The sequence below is a fragment of the Exiguobacterium sp. CH10 genome (assembly GCF_018617635.1).
Classification (GTDB): Bacteria; Bacillota; Bacilli; order Exiguobacteriales; family Exiguobacteriaceae; genus Exiguobacterium; species Exiguobacterium aestuarii_A.
In genome coordinates this window covers 315955-333739 of the sequence record NZ_JACSKO010000003.1, presented here as the reverse complement: position 1 = coordinate 333739, position 17785 = coordinate 315955, and the positions used below count along the sequence as shown (strand labels likewise).

Annotated in this window: 17 protein-coding genes and 10 tRNA genes; 1 reads left to right on the top strand and 26 read right to left on the bottom strand. The window is 49.1% G+C overall.

Annotation, left to right across the window (positions count from 1 at the left end):
* Positions 1–135 precede the first annotated feature (135 nt).
* From KNP04_RS12200 to acpS, 18 genes are all read right to left on the bottom strand, one after another.
* Positions 136–212, bottom strand: a tRNA-Ile gene (locus tag KNP04_RS12200).
* Between the two features lie 11 nt (positions 213–223).
* A tRNA-Arg gene (locus KNP04_RS12195) sits at positions 224–300 on the bottom strand.
* 3 nt (positions 301–303) lie between these two features.
* Positions 304–391 (bottom strand) — tRNA-Leu (locus KNP04_RS12190).
* Between the two features lie 17 nt (positions 392–408).
* A tRNA-Lys gene (locus KNP04_RS12185) sits at positions 409–484 on the bottom strand.
* A 9-nt stretch (positions 485–493) separates the two neighbouring features.
* Positions 494–565 (bottom strand) — tRNA-Gln (locus tag KNP04_RS12180).
* 7 nt (positions 566–572) lie between these two features.
* Positions 573–648: transfer RNA gene (locus KNP04_RS12175), tRNA-Asp, on the bottom strand.
* Between the two features lie 21 nt (positions 649–669).
* A tRNA-Val gene (locus tag KNP04_RS12170) sits at positions 670–745 on the bottom strand.
* 5 nt (positions 746–750) lie between these two features.
* A tRNA-Glu gene (locus tag KNP04_RS12165) sits at positions 751–825 on the bottom strand.
* A gap of 29 nt (positions 826–854) precedes the next feature.
* Positions 855–946 (bottom strand) — tRNA-Ser (locus KNP04_RS12160).
* Between the two features lie 9 nt (positions 947–955).
* Positions 956–1030 (bottom strand) — tRNA-Asn (locus tag KNP04_RS12155).
* A 207-nt stretch (positions 1031–1237) separates the two neighbouring features.
* Positions 1238–3364, bottom strand: a complete 2127-nt coding sequence (locus KNP04_RS12150; protein WP_214876409.1) for a Tex family protein — start codon at positions 3362–3364, stop codon at positions 1238–1240.
* 69 nt (positions 3365–3433) lie between these two features.
* Positions 3434–4234 (bottom strand): RNA polymerase sigma factor SigB, encoded by an 801-nt coding sequence (gene sigB / locus KNP04_RS12145; protein ID WP_015880560.1) that lies wholly within the window; start codon positions 4232–4234, stop codon positions 3434–3436.
* Complete coding sequence (gene rsbW, locus KNP04_RS12140) at positions 4200–4679, bottom strand: anti-sigma B factor RsbW (protein ID WP_214696024.1); 480 nt, start codon at positions 4677–4679, stop codon at positions 4200–4202. The genes sigB and rsbW overlap by 35 nt, the downstream gene beginning before the upstream one ends.
* Positions 4676–5002, bottom strand: a complete 327-nt coding sequence (locus KNP04_RS12135) for an STAS domain-containing protein (RefSeq protein WP_214696023.1) — start codon at positions 5000–5002, stop codon at positions 4676–4678. Before KNP04_RS12135 ends, rsbW begins: the two co-directional genes overlap by 4 nt.
* Positions 5003–5144: 142 nt before the next feature.
* The gene (locus KNP04_RS12130; RefSeq protein ID WP_026824472.1) at positions 5145–5495 is read right to left on the bottom strand and encodes a type II toxin-antitoxin system PemK/MazF family toxin; all 351 of its coding nucleotides are present in this window, start codon (positions 5493–5495) and stop codon (positions 5145–5147) included.
* Between the two features lie 5 nt (positions 5496–5500).
* Entirely contained in the window at positions 5501–5779 is a 279-nt protein-coding gene (locus tag KNP04_RS12125; RefSeq protein ID WP_026824473.1) for a hypothetical protein, read from the bottom strand.
* 129 nt (positions 5780–5908) lie between these two features.
* On the bottom strand, positions 5909–6985 hold the full coding sequence (alr, locus tag KNP04_RS12120) for an alanine racemase (RefSeq protein ID WP_214876407.1): 1077 nt from the start codon (positions 6983–6985) through the stop codon (positions 5909–5911).
* Entirely contained in the window at positions 6972–7340 is a 369-nt protein-coding gene (gene acpS / locus KNP04_RS12115; RefSeq protein WP_214876405.1) for a holo-ACP synthase, read from the bottom strand. Before acpS ends, alr begins: the two co-directional genes overlap by 14 nt.
* 63 nt (positions 7341–7403) lie before the next feature.
* On the opposite strand from acpS, the gene KNP04_RS12110 reads away from it, so the two are divergent.
* Complete coding sequence (locus KNP04_RS12110; protein ID WP_214876403.1) at positions 7404–8129, top strand: rhomboid family intramembrane serine protease; 726 nt, start codon at positions 7404–7406, stop codon at positions 8127–8129.
* 35 nt (positions 8130–8164) lie between these two features.
* On the opposite strand, the gene argF is transcribed toward KNP04_RS12110, so the two are convergent.
* From argF to KNP04_RS12070, 8 genes are all read right to left on the bottom strand, one after another.
* Complete coding sequence (gene argF / locus KNP04_RS12105) at positions 8165–9091, bottom strand: ornithine carbamoyltransferase (RefSeq protein ID WP_214876401.1); 927 nt, start codon at positions 9089–9091, stop codon at positions 8165–8167.
* Complete coding sequence (gene carB / locus KNP04_RS12100; protein ID WP_214876399.1) at positions 9088–12108, bottom strand: carbamoyl-phosphate synthase (glutamine-hydrolyzing) large subunit; 3021 nt, start codon at positions 12106–12108, stop codon at positions 9088–9090. Before carB ends, argF begins: the two co-directional genes overlap by 4 nt.
* Entirely contained in the window at positions 12101–13153 is a 1053-nt protein-coding gene (locus KNP04_RS12095; RefSeq protein ID WP_214876397.1) for a carbamoyl phosphate synthase small subunit, read from the bottom strand. Before KNP04_RS12095 ends, carB begins: the two co-directional genes overlap by 8 nt.
* On the bottom strand, positions 13150–14295 hold the full coding sequence (locus tag KNP04_RS12090; RefSeq protein WP_214876395.1) for an acetylornithine transaminase: 1146 nt from the start codon (positions 14293–14295) through the stop codon (positions 13150–13152). The genes KNP04_RS12095 and KNP04_RS12090 overlap by 4 nt, the downstream gene beginning before the upstream one ends.
* On the bottom strand, positions 14255–15034 hold the full coding sequence (argB, locus tag KNP04_RS12085) for an acetylglutamate kinase (RefSeq protein WP_214876393.1): 780 nt from the start codon (positions 15032–15034) through the stop codon (positions 14255–14257). Before argB ends, KNP04_RS12090 begins: the two co-directional genes overlap by 41 nt.
* On the bottom strand, positions 15031–16248 hold the full coding sequence (argJ, locus tag KNP04_RS12080) for a bifunctional glutamate N-acetyltransferase/amino-acid acetyltransferase ArgJ (RefSeq protein ID WP_214876391.1): 1218 nt from the start codon (positions 16246–16248) through the stop codon (positions 15031–15033). Before argJ ends, argB begins: the two co-directional genes overlap by 4 nt.
* A gap of 11 nt (positions 16249–16259) precedes the next feature.
* Positions 16260–17285 carry an N-acetyl-gamma-glutamyl-phosphate reductase gene (gene argC / locus KNP04_RS12075; RefSeq protein ID WP_214876389.1) on the bottom strand — a complete coding sequence of 342 codons (1026 nt, stop codon included), beginning with the start codon at positions 17283–17285 and terminating at the stop codon, positions 16260–16262.
* A 159-nt stretch (positions 17286–17444) separates the two neighbouring features.
* Positions 17445–17762: a hypothetical protein gene (locus KNP04_RS12070; protein ID WP_015880545.1), complete on the bottom strand. Its 318-nt coding sequence runs from the start codon at positions 17760–17762 to the stop codon at positions 17445–17447.
* Positions 17763–17785 lie beyond the last annotated feature (23 nt).

The window sequence follows — 17785 nt, the reverse complement described above, 5'->3', positions numbered from 1 at the left end:
GTTCGTCCTGAGCCAGGATCAAACTCTCCAAAGAATTTGATATAGCTCTTAAATTGACGAAGCTTGCGCTTCATTCAAAAATTGTAAAACTTATTTTTGCCTCATCGTTCAGTTTTCAAAGTTCGTCAGTTTAAATGGTGGGCCTAAGTGGACTCGAACCACCGACCTCACGCTTATCAGGCGTGCGCTCTAACCGGCTGAGCTATAGGCCCATAAAAAAGAATGGTGCACCCTGAGAGATTCGAACTCCCGGCCTTTAGATTCGTAGTCTAACGCTCTATCCAGCTGAGCTAAGGGTGCATATGGTGCGGTCGAGAGGACTTGAACCTCCACGGTGTTAACCACCACTAGGCCCTCAACCTAGCGCGTCTACCGATTCCGCCACGACCGCAGCGTATGAAATTAAAATGGTGAGTCATGCAGGGCTCGAACCTGCGACCCTCTGATTAAAAGTCAGATGCTCTACCAACTGAGCTAATGACTCAAATAAAAGCTGGGCTGGAAGGGATCGAACCTTCGCATGTCGGAATCAAAATCCGATGCCTTACCACTTGGCTACAGCCCAACGTAAATGGCGGTCTTGACGGGATTCGAACCCGCGATCTCCTGCGTGACAGGCAGGCATGTTAACCCCTACACCACAAGACCAGATTACGTTTTTATTTGAAATGGTGGAGGATGACGGGATCGAACCGCCGACCCCCTGCTTGTAAGGCAGGTGCTCTCCCAGCTGAGCTAATCCTCCATATATGGTGACCCGTACGGGATTCGAACCCGTGTTACCGCCGTGAAAGGGCGGTGTCTTAACCGCTTGACCAACGGGCCAGTGTATGTGTCTTCTAAGTAATTTTAAGTGGCGGAGACGGAGGGATTCGAACCCTCGCACCGGTTTCCCAGCCTACTCCCTTAGCAGGGGAGCCCCTTATAGCCTCTTGGGTACGTCTCCAAAATAAAATGGCTCCGCAAGTAGGATTTGAACCTACGACCTACCGGTTAACAGCCGGTTGCTCTACCACTGAGCTATTGCGGAACGTTGCTTGAAATTATCGAAGTAACGATTTATATTGTAACCGCAAACCAGAAACCTGTCAATCACTTTCTTAGAAAAACTTTTATTTCGCATGCCGTCTCTCGGCGACTTCTATAAGATATCACGGTACAAAAAGACCGTCAACACTTTTTCTAAAAAAAATCAGGTAAAATGAAAAACATTTTACCTGATTCGAGTTTCTTCTTATTAACTGTTCGGTTCAAGCATCGTCAAACTAATTCGTCCCCGGTTGACATCGACCTGTTCGATCCATACCGTAACGATATCACCGACCGCCACGACATCTAACGGATGCTTCACGTAGCGATTCGATAATTTCGAAATATGGACGAGCCCGTCCTGTTTTACACCAATATCCACGAACGCACCAAAATCAATGACGTTTCGAACGGTCCCTTGGAATTCCATTCCGACTTGAAGGTCTTCAAGACTCATGACGTCCGTGCGCAGTAACGGCTTTTGAATATCTTCCCGTGGGTCACGTCCTGGTTTCGCTAACGACTTCAAGATATCCTCGACAGTTGGAAGTCCCGCATCTAATCGCTCACTCAATACATTCGCATCAACTTGTTGTAACCGTTCACGCAATGCAGCTGTTCCGACCTCAGCTTTCGAGGATCCGATTTCTTTTAAGATTGATAATGCGAGGGGATAACTCTCTGGGTGAATCTCCGTCTGGTCGAGAACGTCCTTCCCATTCATAATTCGCAAGAATCCAGCCGCCTGCTCGAATGCCTTCGCTCCAAGTCTTGGCACTTTCTTAATTTCCTTTCTCGTTTCAAAGCGTCCATTCTCTTCACGATATACCACAATATTTTTAGCAGTCGTTTTGTTCAGTCCCGATACGTAAGTCAATAAAGACTCCGAGGCACGGTTCACATCGATTCCGACCATGTTAACCACGCTCTCCACGACGAATTCTAAAGATGCCTTCAGTTTATTCTGACTCACATCATGCTGATATTGCCCGACACCAACCGACTGCGGGTCGACTTTGACGAGTTCTGCCATCGCATCCTGGATTCGGCGTGCAATCGAGACGGCTGACCGTTCCTCTACTTTTAAGTCCGGAAATTCACTACGTGCGACTTCCGATGCAGAATAGACACTCGCTCCCGCTTCGTTCACAATCGCGTAAGCAATCTCACGCTCTGCTTTCTTTAACCAATCCGCAACGAATTGTTCGGTCTCCCTTGATGCCGTACTGTTTCCGACGACAATAACGGAAATTGGGTACTTTTTCGCGAGTCTCGTTAACACTTTCTCCGCTCCATCGATATCGTGCTTCGGAGCCGTCGGATAGAAGACACCGACCTCTTCGACTTTTCCGATTTCATTGACGACCGCCCACTTACATCCCGTCCGATAAGCCGGATCGATCCCTAAAACGACGACCTCGCGAAGAGGCGGTTGCATGTAGAGTTGCTTTAAGTTTTTCGAGAACACATCGATTGCCTGCTCTTCTGCCTTGTCGGTCAATTCACCACGAATCTCTCGTTCAATGGCTGGGAAGACAGATTTTTTATAAGCCTCTGTCACAGCTGCTTCGACAACTTCACGTTTCTCTTTGGGAAGTCGCTCATATGTACGAAGCGCTTGATCCATGAAACGCGTCTCGTCAAAAATGACTTTCACTTGAAGGACATCAGTGCGCTCCCCACGGTTCAAGGCGAGTACACGGTGTGGGACAATCCCCGCAATTTTCTCTTCATATTCATAATACTGCGCAAAGATCTCTTTTTCGTCTTCCGCTTGTTTTTTCTTCTTCGAACGCAACAATCCTTCTTTGCGAACACGGTCACGAAGCATCTGTCTTAATTTTGCTTCTTCCCCCCATTCTTCCCCGATGATGGCATGTACGAGCGGAAGAGCTTCTTCTAGCGCTACACCCTTCGAGAGCTCTTCAACCACATCTGTTGCGTATGGAGACTTGTCTCGGAACCAGTCCGCAAGTGGCTGCAATCCTTTCTCACGTCCTTGTTCCGCTTTCGTCCGCCGTTTCGGACGATATGGTAAGTAGATATCTTCCACTTGCTGAAGGGTTGTCGCTGCCTCTAACGCCTTCGTTAGTTCAGGTGTATTCTTTTCCAGCTCTTCTAACTTAGCAAGAACATCCGTTTTCCGTTTTTGCAGACTTTCTTCATATTGAAGGGCGTCCAAGATTGCTTTGATTTCGACTTCATCCAGGTTCCCCGTCATTTCTTTCCGGTAACGGGCCATGAACGGAATCGTCGCCCCTTCAGATGCGAGCTGTTGAACCGTATCTACTTGGTTCACTTTCAAGTTTAACGCCTTAGCCACTTTCGTAATCACTTGAATCACTTCCTTTTATGATCTCTTCCAAAGTGTAGCAAACATTCAAACAAAAAAGCGATGACTCGATTAGTCATCGCTTGAGAATACTTCATTGAGTGGGACTTTGATGGCTTCACGCAGTTTTTCGAGTGCTCGCCGTTGCAAACGGGAGACATGCATCTGCGAGATCCCAAGAAGTTCTCCAGTCTCTTTTTGACTCATATTCTTATAGTAGGCGCATTCTAAGATGGCGCGTTCCCGTTCATTTAGGACGTTGAACGCTTTCTCTAGAATGAGACGTTGGTCGACCGATTCATATCCACGCTCTTGGCTACCGACCAAGTCGAGTAACGTGACCGTACTGCCTTCGTTATCCGCTTCGATTGAACTATCGACCGATAGCGCTTGATAACTCTTGCCCATCTCAAGCGTTTCGAGAATTTCTTCGTCTGATACGCCAAGATGATCGGCAATCTCATCGATTCGCGGAGAACGTTGCAATTCAGTCGTCAACTCTTCGACCGTCTTCTTAATTTTCGGTCCGAGCTCTTTAATCCGACGTGGAACATGGACACTCCATGTTTTATCGCGGATGAATCGCTTGATTTCACCGATGATGGTTGGGACGGCAAACGATTCGAAGCTACGACCGAATTCTGGGTCAAATCGACGAAGTGCCGCCAATAACCCAATCATCCCAACTTGCACGAGATCATCGTGAATCGCTCGTCCACGCGAAAACTTACGGGCGAGTGCTTCAACGAGGTCTGAATAGCGATTGATGAGTAGCATTTGCACTTCTTCGTTTTGATCGTCTTGTTGGTAGCGTTCAATCCACTCTAGTACCTCGTCATCACTGTGATGGCGTTGTTGAGATTTTGCTGGCACTCTGATCCACCTCGTCCCTGTTAAGGAGTTTTGTCATCGTCACTTTGACACCGTTGTCTTTATTGATCGAGACATCGTCCATTAACGCTTCGATAAGGAAGAGACCAAGTCCTCCTTCGTGGAGCGATTCAATTTCCGTCGTCTCTTCGACCGGAGCCGCTTGACGTTTCACATCATCTGCGAACGTCTTGCCTGAATCTTCAATCGTGATTTCAAGACGATCTGCATATACTCCACAAGCGAGTTTGACCTCTCCATCTTGATGATCTTCATACGCATGCTGGACTGCATTCCCGCATGCTTCCGAGACCGCGATTTTAATATCTTCGATCTCGTCGTACGTATATCCCATACGGTTAGCGATTCCTGAAACGACTAATCGAACCACACCGACATATTCGGGTTTGGCCGGGAACGTCATGACCGTCTGTTCAACATTGTTCATTGCGTGCCACCTCTTACGTTCGAATTAATAGAAAGAAGTTTGTGAAGACCCGTCAATTCGAATAGACGATTGACTCGCTCCGTAACCCCGACAAGTGACAACTCTTTTTCGTTACGCGTGGCGATTTTCAACGCCCCGACGAACACACCGAGACCTGTCGAGTCCATATACTCCACTTCATCTAAATGAACGACCACATCTTGCTCACTGATGGCCGGATGCAATACTTCTTTCAATTTTGGTGCAGTATATGTATCCACTTCTCCGGATACGTAAAGGTGTAATTGTTCTCCAATGACTTGCTCACGAATCGATAAATCCATCGTCTATTCCCTCCTAAATGTCCGTACAGATAAATTGAGTACGATTTACTTTAATTCCCCACTATCAAAATCTTAAACCACTTTTTTAAAAAATGTTTAAAAAAAGACCGATACCTATGTACCAGTCTTGATCTATGTAAGGCTAGAGAGGGATCAATCCCATACTAATCTCTAGCGCTCGGTCAACTTTATGCATCGTCTCATCATCGAGATGAGTGACTTTATCCGTCAGACGACGCTTATCAATCGTTCGAATCTGCTCAAGTAAAATCACAGAGTCTCTCTCGAGTCCATGCTTCTCTTGATATACTTCCACATGAGTCGGCAGTTTTGCTTTTTGAATCTGAGCTGTAATCGCAGCGACAATGACGGTCGGGCTAAAGCGATTGCCGATGTCGTTCTGTACGATGAGAACGGGTCGAACGCCACCTTGCTCTGAGCCGACTACGGGCGACAGATTCGCATAAAATACGTCACCACGCTTTACGATCACTCTGCTCACACCCCACTTACTTGACGTAAGAGAGCGTGTTCGGCTTCGGCTTCAATCGTTAGCATCTCTTCTGCCATATTCAAGTTAAACGCGGCCATCTCTTGATAGCCTTTCGCCAATTCTTCACGCAGTGTTTGTTGTCGATCAGCAATTTCTTTAGACAAGTATGTCACTACATCGTTCAAGGACAGTGTTTCACGGTCTTTCATCGAAATCGGACCCCCTTGTTGCGAGAACCGATCTGGGACGGACGCTAGCGCACCCGCAGTTCGCTGCTTCAACATCTTACACCTCCAGAATCGTTTCATGGACTGGCGGAAAATCTCCCGCGTTCTTTATCAATATAACACGCGGGAATGGGAAAATATAGAGAAATCGAGAAAGAATTCAGATAATTTCACACGATTTGTGATTCACACATAGTGACGCGGTAATCGACTCGTGAACTGGCAAACGATCTCATAGTTAATCGTCTCAAGATATGACGCAAGTTCATCAATGGTGATGTTTCCACCGACAAGGGTCACATCTGTCCCTACCGGAAACTCTTCTGGAAGTCGGATCATGAAGCGATCCATGCAGACGCGTCCCACAATCGGACAACGAACACCATTCACCTCAACTTCAAATCCGCTCGCCTTCCGTAACCAGCCGTCCGCATATCCGACTGGAACGGTACCAATCCATTCATCGGTCGATGTCGTATAGGTCGCTCCGTAACTAATCGTTTGACCTGCCTCAAGACGCTTCACTTGCATCAGCTGGCTCTTCAACGTAAAGGCTGGACGGAGGAACGAATAGAATGTCTCCATCTCATATGACGGATATAAACCATAGAGTGCAATCCCGACACGAACCAAATTATAAGGAACATCTTGTCCTGCCATTCGGATGGCCCCTGCTGAATTGGACGTATGAATATAGCGGAACCGCTCATGTAGCCCATCCATCAAGTGTTCGAAACGTTCTTGTTGTGTGTAGTACAAGTCGCTATCAAGTTCATCCGCTGTCGCAAAGTGGGTGTAGATGCCTTCAATGACAAATAAATCGTTCGCTTCTTCAAGCAACGCATCAAGCTGCTCTCGCGTACGAAGACCGAGACGCCCCATCCCTGTGTCGACTTTAATATGAACCGTCAACGGCTTTTCTTCTATATAATCAGCAGCTTCTTGTAACCATTCGGCAGAGAAAACGGACAACGTGACGTCTCGTTCTGCTGCAATCCCTGCATATTGGGGAAATTGCGCCTCCATGACTAAAATCGGTGCCTCGATCCCTGCATCCCGAAGTTCGATTGCTTCTTCTAATAAAGCGACCCCAAGCATCGTCGCCCCGTTCTGAAGGGCGATATTCGCTACTTCAACAGCCCCATGACCGTAGGCATTCGCTTTGACGACCGCCATGATGTCTTGCGGGATACGTTGTGTTAACTCTTGTATGTTATGGGCGATGGCCGCCCGATCAATCTCGATTCGACTAGGACGAAACATGTTGCCCCTCCTCTTCTAAGATGACTTGTGCGACGGCATATGCACTGCTGTGACTGATGCTGACATGAATTCGTCCCGAAAACGGCGCAGTCATGACAGGTCGACCTGTCTCATCCGGTAAAATTTCAATGTGGCGCCACGATAGACCGTGCGCGATTCCGGTGCCAATTGCCTTGGCATAAGCCTCTTTTGCGGCAAAGCGTCCCGAAACAAACTCGATTTGACGCGGCAGTGGGTATTGTTGAATAAGCCCATACTCTGCATCGGTGAGCAGACGTTTTAAAAAACGCGGTTGTTTCATCGAGCGAGCCATCCGATCAAGCTCGACGATATCGACTCCGATTCCTACAATCACAGGACACTCGCTCCTTTCCTTTTTTCCCCGTTTCCCTATACAATTGGAGAAAGAGGTGATGTTATGTTTAGTCGTACGGAAAATGTACAAACGTTTGTACGGGCATATCCACTCGTAACGCTGTTCATTGTAATCCAACTCCTTGTGTTTGTCATCGATTCTTTCGCTCCTGGTTTACGAATCGTGTCAACAGGCGGGTCGTTTCATTTGGCACTCGCCGACGGACAATGGTACCGCTTGGTGACGGCCAACTTTATTCATTTGAGTCTCGGCCACTTACTATTTAATTCGTTTGCGCTGATCATCTTCGGACCAGCGATGGAACGTATGGTCGGGCATGTGAAGTTTGCTCTATTTTATGTATTCGCCGGGGCACTTGCCAACTTGTTCACCTACTTCACCGTCAGTAACTTGTTTTATCTACAAGCTGGTGCGTCAGGTGCCATCTTGGCCATTCTCGGATTCTATGTGTTCATCGGTCGCTTCCGCCGCACGTTGATGCTTAGCCAAGATGCCCGCTTGGTCTATATCTTCGTCGCCATCAGTGCCGTCTTTACACTCATCGGTTCGAACGTTTCGCTTTGGGGCCACGTGTATGGCTTCTTGGCAGGATTTTTACTTGCCATTCCACTCTCACGGTATGCCGTCCCGTATACACGCCCGATGCGCTACGGGAAGTATAAGCAACGTTCTTACGCGCCCCCAATCATTCATTCTGGGGACGGAAAATGGCTCTTCTACATCATCATCGGACTGGCAGTTTTCGGTTTATTGGCACAGTTCCTATAACAAAAGGGTGACACACGTCGTGTCACCCTTTGTCGTTACGTCAATAATGTCAGCATCAAAGCCTTCTGTGCGTGTAAGCGATTCTCGGCTTGATCGAATACCCATGACCGTGGTCCATCAATCACATCGGCCGTCACTTCTTCCCCGCGATGCGCCGGTAAACAATGAAGGAAAATCGCATCTGTTTTCGCAAGTGCCATCAAGTGACCGTTCACTTGGAATCCTTCGAATTTCAACAGTCGTTCATCAGCTTCCTGTTCTTGTCCCATACTCGCAAAGACGTCCGTGTAGACAACATCCGCCTCGTTCACAGCAAGCGTCGGGTCATCAAACAACGTAATACTGCCTCCAGTCGTCTGAGCCAACTTCTGTGCATTCTCATAAATCGCTTGATCGACAGTATATCCGCTCGGCGAAGCGATGCGGATATGCATCCCACTCAGCGCACCGCCGATCATGAGCGAATGTGCCATGTTGTTCCCATCTCCGATATACGTCAACACTCTTCCCGAACGACTACCGAATTGTTCTTCAATCGTCAACAAATCTGCGAGCACTTGGCACGGATGATGCAAGTCCGTCAATCCGTTCATAATCGGAATCGACCCGTGTTGCGCCAACGTCTCTACCGTTTCATGGGCATACGTCCGAATCATCAATGCGTCCACATACCGACTCATCACTTGAATCGTATCCGTCAATGGTTCTCCACGTCCGATTTGCAAATCTTGACCACTGAGGAAGAGCGGGTATCCGCCTAGTTCGACGACACCCACTTCAAATGACATACGTGTACGCGTCGATGCCTTCTCAAACAATAACGCAACTTTCTTACCTGCCAGCGCGGTCGCATAAGATTGGGGGGACTGTTTGACGTCGCGCGCCAACTGAAGCAACGCATCGAGCGTGTCCGGTGTCAGTTCTTCCATCGTCAAAAAGTGTTGCATCGTCTTTACTGTCATTTAACTACTTCCTCTCTCATTTGAATGGACTGTAATGATTGAACCGGATTGTCGGTCAGCGACTGACTCATTTGATAATACTGAGCCAACTGTCGTGACGAGATGATATGAACACCATTTCGGACGGCAATTTCGCGTAAGTCCCGCTCGTCTAAAGCGTCCGAGAATAACACGGCGACATTTTGGAAATCTGTGACGTCTGCGAGCGGTGTATTTCCGAACTGTTCAAACCCTTCCCCAAATGCACTCTGCGGACGGTTCATCACCCGTGTCGTTAACGCATCATACGTAAACCGTTCTGGCACATACGGGTGTGAACTGAACTGGAGTGTCTCACCTGTCGAACGCATGACCGGACCTGTCATTGGGTCGACGCCCGGCAATTTGACGTTCGAGAAAATCGGTGTCTTCACCGCATAGTTCGTCAATGTGCAAGGACTTGTCGGAACGTGATCGGCTAACGGCAAGCCGTAAGCCGCATATGTCGCCCATTCGATTAACGGTTCGCCCGTCACTTTACTGACAATCGGTACGGTCCGAGATGCTCGCGGATTGATTTCAAGGACATAGATCGTTTCTTCCTTCAACACAAACTGAATGTTCAAGGCTCCCTTATAATCGAGCGCTCGTCCGATTCGTTTGGCGATCGATTCGACTTTCCCTTGAATCGATTCACTCGTCTCGACAGGCGGCAAAACCATCGTCGAGTCTCCCGAATGGACACCCGCCGCTTCGATTTGTTCGAGGATAACTGGCACATACACCGTTTCCCCGTCTGTCACACAATCCACTTCGAGCTCACGTCCCGCTACATATTGATCGACAAGGATTGGATAGGCAAGACTCGGTAACGCCTCTGCTAACTGTTCCTCTGAACGAATGAGCAGCATCCCTTTCCCGCCGATCACGTAAGACGGGCGAAGGATACATGGATAGCCAAGTTGTTGTACCGCCTCATTCAATTCTATTTGGGAAGACACTTCCTCTCCCGGGATGTGTTCGACTTCAATCGAATCAAGGAACTGATAGAAACGTTCCCGATCTTCCATTTGATCGATGGTTTGCGCAGACGCACCGAGCAAGTGATACCCCGCCGCTTCTAATTCATGAGCGAGCGCAATCCCCGTCTGTCCTCCAAACTGAATCAACACATCGTGACATCCTTCCGCTTCTAACACATGCATGACATCCTCACTCGTCAATGGCTCCACATAGAGTTTGTCCGCAATCGAGAAGTCGGTCGACACGGTCTCTGGGTTGTTGTTGATCATAATCGTTTCCACACCGAGCTTTTGAAGCGCCCATACCGCGTGAACGGAACTGTAATCGAACTCAATGCCTTGCCCGATTCGAATCGGTCCTGCACCGATAATGGCAACTTTCGTCTTGTCACTCGGTTTTACTTCAGTCGTCCCGTGCCATGAGCCATAAAAATATGACGTCTGGCTTTCGAACTCGGCCGCACACGTGTCGATCATTTGGTATACCGGGTGAATCGAAGCCACTTCCCGAATCGCCTTGACGTCCGCGACGTGTACATTCATAATCTCGGCAATCTGCGTGTCCGTGAATCCGAGTCGCTTCGCCTGTAACAGCTGACTCGGTTCCATCAAATCTTGCTTCGTCATCTGGATGATCCGCTTCAACATCTGAATGAAGTGTGGGGTGATGCCCGTGATTTGCTGTAACGCGTCACCAGACACGAGTTCACGGTCGAGTAAGGCAAGACAAGCATGCAGACGACGATCAGTCGGTGCCTCGACTTCGTTCATCAATCTTTCGACGGTAGCGTCCTGCATCCATTTCGGATAAAGCGGTGCCTGTTCAATCCCGGCGCCACGCCATGCTTTCTGCAATGCCTCTTCTAACGTTTTCCCCATTGCCATACTCTCTCCGGTCGCTTTCATTTGTGGACCGAGCGCACGGTCTGTCTCGGCGAACAAATCGAATGGGAAGCAGGGCACTTTCGCCGTAACGTAATCGAGTGCCGGTTCAAAACTTGCCATTGTGTTTGTTGTGACCGGATTGATGCAACGGTCTAAAGGTTCCCCAAGAGCGAGACGTGTCGCAATCTTCGCAATCGGATATCCGGTCGCTTTTGACGCGAGCGCTGAGCTCCGCGAGACACGAGGATTCACTTCGATCACGTAGTACTCTGACTTCGTTGGATGAACGGCGAACTGAATGTTACAGCCACCAATCACACCTAATTCGGATACGATTCGGAACGAAGCACTCCGCAACGTTTGATGCATCTGATCCGATAGCGTTTGTGCCGGTGCGAATACGACGGAGTCCCCCGTATGCACACCGACCGGGTCAATGTTTTCCATGTTGCAGACGATAATGCACGTTCCGAACGCATCGCGCATCACTTCATATTCAAACTCTTTATAGCCGGCGATACTCTTCTCGACTAAACATTGTGAGATCGGACTCGCTTCAAGACCACGACGCGCCATCGTATATGCTTCTTCTTCCGTCGTCGCGATGCCGCCACCTGTTCCACCGAGCGTAAAAGCTGGTCGAACGATGAGTGGGACACCCGTCGTCTTGATGAAAGCTGTCAATTCTTCAATCGATTCAATCGTCGTCGACGTCGGAATCGGTTCATGTAACAGCTCCATCTTTTGTTTGAATCGTTCACGGTCTTCTCCATCACGAATCGTTTCAAGTGACGTCCCGAGTAGTTCGACTTCATATTGCGCCAATACTCCGGCTTCCTCGAGATCGAGCGCCAAGTTCAATGCCGTCTGCCCCCCGACTGTCGCGAGTACGTGAGTCGGACGTTCTTTCTCGATGATCGCGGTCGCTTTTTGCACGGTCATTGCTTCGATATATGTCGCATCTGCCATCCCAGGGTCCGTCATGATCGTCGCAGGATTGGAGTTCAATAAGACAACTTCACAACCGGCTTCACGAAGCGCTTGGCACGCTTGTGTTCCGGAATAATCAAACTCTGCGGCCTGCCCGATCACGATTGGTCCTGAACCAATGACGAGTACCTTTTTATGCATACACGTTCACTCCTTGCTGAATCATTTCATCGAAACGGTCGAATACGGATTGCGCATCGATTGGCCCCGGACTCGCTTCTGGATGGAACTGCGTCGTGAACAAGCGCCCATTCGGATGAACAAGCCCTTCAACCGAATGATCATTCACGTTCTCATAGAGCAGTTCGAGCGGGCTTTGTTCGATACTCATACGCTCGACCACATAGCCGTGGTTTTGTGACGTCATCCACACTTCGTTCGTCTTAACGTTTCGAACCGGATGATTCGAGCCCCGATGACCATATGTTTGTTTCTCAATTTTGCAACCGAACGCGAGGGCGAGTAGCTGATGTCCCATGCAAATCCCGAGTGTCGGATACGATAGCGCCAATTCGCGAATGACTTCAATCCGTCCGAGATGGTCTCGCGGGTCCCCAGGGCCATTCGATACTAAAATCGCATCCGGTCGTAACGACGTAATGACATCTTTCGTCGTATCATATGGAACAGTCGTTACGCGATAACCACGCTTCATGATTTCTCCAACCATTGATGCCTTCACTCCGAAGTCGAGACAGACGACATGTCCTTTCTCACCATTGCCTTCTAGAACCTGAGAAGTCGTCGTGACACGCGCTGTCAGATGATTGACAGGTTGAATACCGATGTGCACATCTGGGTTTGATGACATGACTCCGAATTGATCCCCTTCTTCGCGTAACACATGGACGAGGGCACGTACATCGACTTGTGAAAGTACCGGAATCCCTTCCTTTTCAAACCACTCCTTCAATGCAGGGCGATCCCCGTGGTCTGCCAGTGTCTGAACGAGGACGCCAGCCGCTTGAATGCGAGCACTTTCGCTCCCGTCTGATTCCAGTCCATATTGTCCGATCAGCGGGTAAGTGAACGCGATGATTTGTCCTGCGTATGACGGATCGGTCAACACTTCTTGATAGCCCGTCATCCCGGTGAAGAACACGACTTCGCCACTTGCGTGTCGTACACTCGTCTCCCAAGTTCCTGTAAATTGCATCCCGTTCAATAGGCTGATGCTTCCGTTCATACGACGCCCTCCTTCTGTAAGATGTGTTCAAGTTTCGTCAATGCCTCGTCGATTTCGGATTTCGTGACTAGAAGTGAGGGGAGGAAACGAATGACCTGGGGACCCGCCATCACGACCAATAACCCTGCCTCTGCCAGTTGAATGACCCACTCGGCTACCGGTTCTGTCGAAACGAGTCCAATCATCAATCCAAGTCCTCTCACTTCTACGAAGCGTTCTCCGTCCACGAATCGGGTGAGTCCCTTCTTCAAGTAATCTCCCATGTCTTTGACATGTTGAAGGGACGTTTGTGTGAAGAGAACATCGAGCGTCGCTTCTGCCGCAGCCATCGCCAACGGATTTCCACCGAAAGTCGAACCGTGACTCCCAGGTCCAAAGACCACCGTCGCTTCTTCGGTCGTCAACATCGCCCCAACCGGGATGCCGCTCCCTAACCCTTTCGCCAACGTGACAATATGAGGTTGAAGCGGTGTTTGTTCGAAGGCGAAACGTGTTCCGGTACGAGCAATGCCGGTCTGCACTTCATCGACGACGATTTTCACGTCATACTTGTCAGTCATTTCTTGCAACGCCTGTAACCACGATTGATCCGCCACGACGACACCCCCTTCGCCCTGCACGATCTCGAGCCAAACAGCGGACGTTTCTTCATCGATTAAGTCTAGTGCATTCATATCGTTGAATGGCGCATGAATGAAATCGTCCACCATCGGTCCAAATCCTTGTTTCACTTTATCTTGCCCGGTCGCCCCGAGCATCGCGAACGTGCGTCCATGGAACGACTGAGTGAAGGTAATGATTTTCGTCTTTTTCGTCCATTTGCGTACCAACTTGAAGGCCGCCTCATTCGCTTCTGTTCCGCTGTTACAAAAGAAGGCTTGCGTAAGATGTGTTCCTTCCATCAATTTCTCTGCAACCTGCTGCTGACCGGATATCACATATAAGTTTGATGTATGCCACACCTGATTCAATTGCTCTTCAATCTTTTGCTGCACGTATGGATGACGATGTCCTGTCCCACACACGGCAATCCCCATCACAAAGTCTAAGTACGTGTTTCCTGATACATCCGTCACGTACGATCCGCTCGCTTTCGCAATCTCAATCGTTCGTGGTCCGTATGTCGGTAAAAGCGAATTCATAGTTCCCCTCCCATAAACTTGTCCCTTCCAGTGTTGCGTCACTGCCATCTCGGATACGGGCACTTTTGACCCCACCTGCCACTGCTGCTAGTAATGCCTCTACTTTCGGTACCATCCCGCCATAGATCTCTCCATTCGCAATCGCTTCTTGTACGTCACGCTCATGTAACGTTGTTTGGAATTCACCATGAATACGAATGCCATTTACATCTGTCAGAAGTTCAAATTCGTCCGCTTGTAACGAAACAGCAAGTGCCACCGCACAATCATCGCCGTTACAGTTCAGCGGTCCGTCCGCGCTCGCAATCACCGATGTCACGACCGGCACATGACCAGAATCCATTAATTGTTCGAATACGTCATTTCGAATCGCTACCACCTCACCAACTTTCCCGAGGCCGGTGAGTCGGTGACCAACAATCGCATTCCCGTCGACACCTGATAAGCCAAACGCATCGATGTCATGTTGTGTCAGCGTCGACACGACATCTGTCTGCATTTCCCCAGCCAATACTCGCCAAGCCCCGATCAATACTTCGTCTGTCGTCACGCGACGTCCGTCTAAAAAGAACGGTTCAATCTGTTGAGACGTGCAGTACGCCGATAGTTTTGGTCCACCCCCGTGAACGATGAGCAGTTCATTACCCGCTTCAATCCAGTCACGCCACTCCTCAAAGTACTCAGGTGCAATCGAGTCCCAAACGCTACCGCCCAGTTTGATGACTTTCCGCTTCTTCATGTCCGATAACTCGCATTGATTTTGACGTAGTCATATGTCAAGTCACACCCGTATGCCTGACCGCTTCCTTCCCCGTCATTCAAGTCGACCGTGATGGTGACGACATCCCGACTCATCTCTTCTGTCGCATACGTCTCATCAAACCAGACAGGCGTACTGTTCTGAAGGACGAGTTGACTTCCGATGTGAAGATCGATTGCTCCGACGTTCACCGGGAACGGAACGGCACCGATGGCGGCAATTATTCTTCCCCAGTTGGCATCTTGACCGTACACCGCTGTCTTCACGAGGGAAGATCCGACGATTTGCTTAGCGATTGTTCGAGCCTCTTGGTCGGATGTGGCTCCACTGACATTGACTTCAATGAGTTTTGTGGCACCTTCCCCGTCTTTCGCAATCGCTTTGGCAAGGTCTAGACACACCTCTGTCAACGCCTGTTGGAACGCCTCATGTGCTGAAGTTCCCTCTTTGATTTCCTCCATTTCGAGTGCACCGCTCGCCATGACGAGTACCATGTCATTCGTCGAACTATCCCCGTCTACCGTGATGTTGTTGAACGAGGCGTCGACACTTTTCTTTAACGTTTGTTGCAAAAGCTCTGGTGAGATGACGGCATCCGTCGTGACGAATCCGAGCATCGTCGCCATGTTCGGATGAATCATCCCCGATCCTTTGGCGACTCCCGCGATGGTCACGGTCACTTCTCCCTCTTCGTACTGGACGCTCGTCTGTTTCGTCCCGGTATCAGTCGTCAAAATGGCTTCAGCGAACGATTGTCCACCTTCCCACGCGTCTGTCGGTTGCAGATGACCGATTCCATTAACGAGCGGGGGCATCGGGAGCGGCTGACCGATGACACCTGTCGAGGCGACCGCCACCTCTTCTGGTTTCACTCCTAGTTGTGTCGCCGTCACGTCACGCATCGTATAGGCGTCTGTCAATCCTTGTTCTCCTGTACACGCGTTCGCATTACCACTATTGATCAATACTGCCCGAATGTACCCATTTGATTCGGCCAGTGATGCTTTCGTCACTTGAATCGGTGCCGCTTGAAAGTGATTTGTCGTATAGACCGCTGCCGTACTCGCTGGTCGTTCACAAACGAGTAACGCCAAATCTTTACGTTTTCGTTTTAGTCCCGCATGGATGCCACACGCTTGAAATCCTTTCGGTGATACGATGCCCGGCTTTTTAGTCGCCATGATGTCGATCATGCTTCATCCTCCTAAATGTATTGTGGTTGACTCAACAGTCCGAGCGTTTCTTCGAATCCGAATCGAGCGTTCGCATTTTGCAGTGCTTGCCCGGCCGCCCCTTTTTGCATATTGTCGATGACCGACACGATGGTCAGTCGATTCGTCCGTTCTTCTTTGTACACCCAGAGATCGCAGTAATTCGAACCGACGACCGACCTGATTTCAGGTTCACCTTGCTGCACTCGGATGAATGGTTCGTCTTCATACGCGCTCTGAAGACGGCGTACCCACACATCTTCTGAAACGTCATCGTTCGGCTGAGCCGTGATTGTCGCCATGATACCTCGATTGATCGGCAATAAATGCGTCGACATCGTGACAGTTGTTTTCTTCTCACTCCATGTATTCAGCGTCTGCTCAATTTCAGGAATGTGCTGATGGGAGTGGATTTTATACAATTGCACGTTCTCATTCGATTTGGCGTGATGCGTCTTCTCACTCAATCCCTTGCCCGCACCCGTGATTCCTGAACAAGCAGAGACGATGATATGCACCGGATCGATCCAATCATTCTGAACAAACGGTAACAAAGCGAGCGAGACGGCTGTCGCATAACAACCAGGATTTGAAATCCATTTCGCGGTCGAGAGCTTGTCTCGATTCCACTCGGTCAATCCGTAAACAGCCTCTGCTTGAATGATTTCGTTGACAGATGGCTTCCCGTACCATGTTTCATACAAGTTGGATGGTAATCGCAAGTCCCCACTCAAATCGATGACCACCCCATCAAAAGATTCCAACTGTCGTATATAGTCAGCGGATACGCCACTCGGTGTCGCAAGGAACAACACATCGATTCCTGCTAAGGCCTCCACTTGAAACGGCTCGAGTTTTTGTGCACCCGCCTGTAACCACGGATACAGTTCCGATAAGGTCATCCCGGCGCGCGAATCGCTGATTGCTTTTTTTAAATGGATAGTCGGATGTTGTTCGATCAGCTTCAACAATTCCAACCCGGCATAACCTGTTACGCCGACGATGCCACACGTGATCATCTCTCTACCTCCTCTAAAGAATAAAATGATTGAACCATATGTATATTTATTCTGTCAATTGTATTTTTATTCATATAAAACAGCGAACTTTTATGATTGCTTGTGTAGTAAGGCTTTGGAGCATAAAAAAAGTCCGATGCATATGCACCGGACCTGTGATTAGATTTGATTTTTATGACGAGCCTCTTGAAGCGCATCGACTAAGTCTTTCACGTCTTCGACGAGGTTTTGAATTGTATCTTGGTTTTCTTCGTAGAGCGATTTCCATTCCATGACTCGGTCTTTCAAGTTGCCTTTCGATGACGCTTGAAGACCGACTGCATGTGCCTCAGTCGATGTGTTCGATGACTTCAACTTCGACTTGATGCCTTTCAATTGTCTCACTTGTTGATCGCGTGTTTCGCTATGGAGAAGTGATGCCGCTGCGCCGATTACTGCGCCCGCAGCCATCCCCAACCAGAAATAATTCTTGTTCATAAAAATCCTCCCCTAACATGACG

Coding starts and splice junctions, on each gene's coding strand:
- KNP04_RS12090 (WP_214876395.1), bottom strand. CDS start 14,295: ATGAATTCGCTTTTACCGACATACGGACCACGAACGATTGAGATTGCG.
- rsbW (WP_214696024.1), bottom strand. CDS start 4,679: ATGAACAATGTTGAACAGACGGTCATGACGTTCCCGGCCAAACCCGAA.
- KNP04_RS12110 (WP_214876403.1), top strand. CDS start 7,404: ATGTTTAGTCGTACGGAAAATGTACAAACGTTTGTACGGGCATATCCA.
- alr (WP_214876407.1), bottom strand. CDS start 6,985: ATGTTTCGTCCTAGTCGAATCGAGATTGATCGGGCGGCCATCGCCCAT.
- argC (WP_214876389.1), bottom strand. CDS start 17,285: ATGATCACGTGTGGCATCGTCGGCGTAACAGGTTATGCCGGGTTGGAA.
- KNP04_RS12070 (WP_015880545.1), bottom strand. CDS start 17,762: ATGAACAAGAATTATTTCTGGTTGGGGATGGCTGCGGGCGCAGTAATC.
- argJ (WP_214876391.1), bottom strand. CDS start 16,248: ATGATCGACATCATGGCGACTAAAAAGCCGGGCATCGTATCACCGAAA.
- argB (WP_214876393.1), bottom strand. CDS start 15,034: ATGAAGAAGCGGAAAGTCATCAAACTGGGCGGTAGCGTTTGGGACTCG.
- KNP04_RS12095 (WP_214876397.1), bottom strand. CDS start 13,153: ATGAACGGAAGCATCAGCCTATTGAACGGGATGCAATTTACAGGAACT.
- KNP04_RS12135 (WP_214696023.1), bottom strand. CDS start 5,002: ATGGATTTATCGATTCGTGAGCAAGTCATTGGAGAACAATTACACCTT.
- carB (WP_214876399.1), bottom strand. CDS start 12,108: ATGCATAAAAAGGTACTCGTCATTGGTTCAGGACCAATCGTGATCGGG.
- KNP04_RS12125 (WP_026824473.1), bottom strand. CDS start 5,779: ATGTTGAAGCAGCGAACTGCGGGTGCGCTAGCGTCCGTCCCAGATCGG.
- argF (WP_214876401.1), bottom strand. CDS start 9,091: ATGACAGTAAAGACGATGCAACACTTTTTGACGATGGAAGAACTGACA.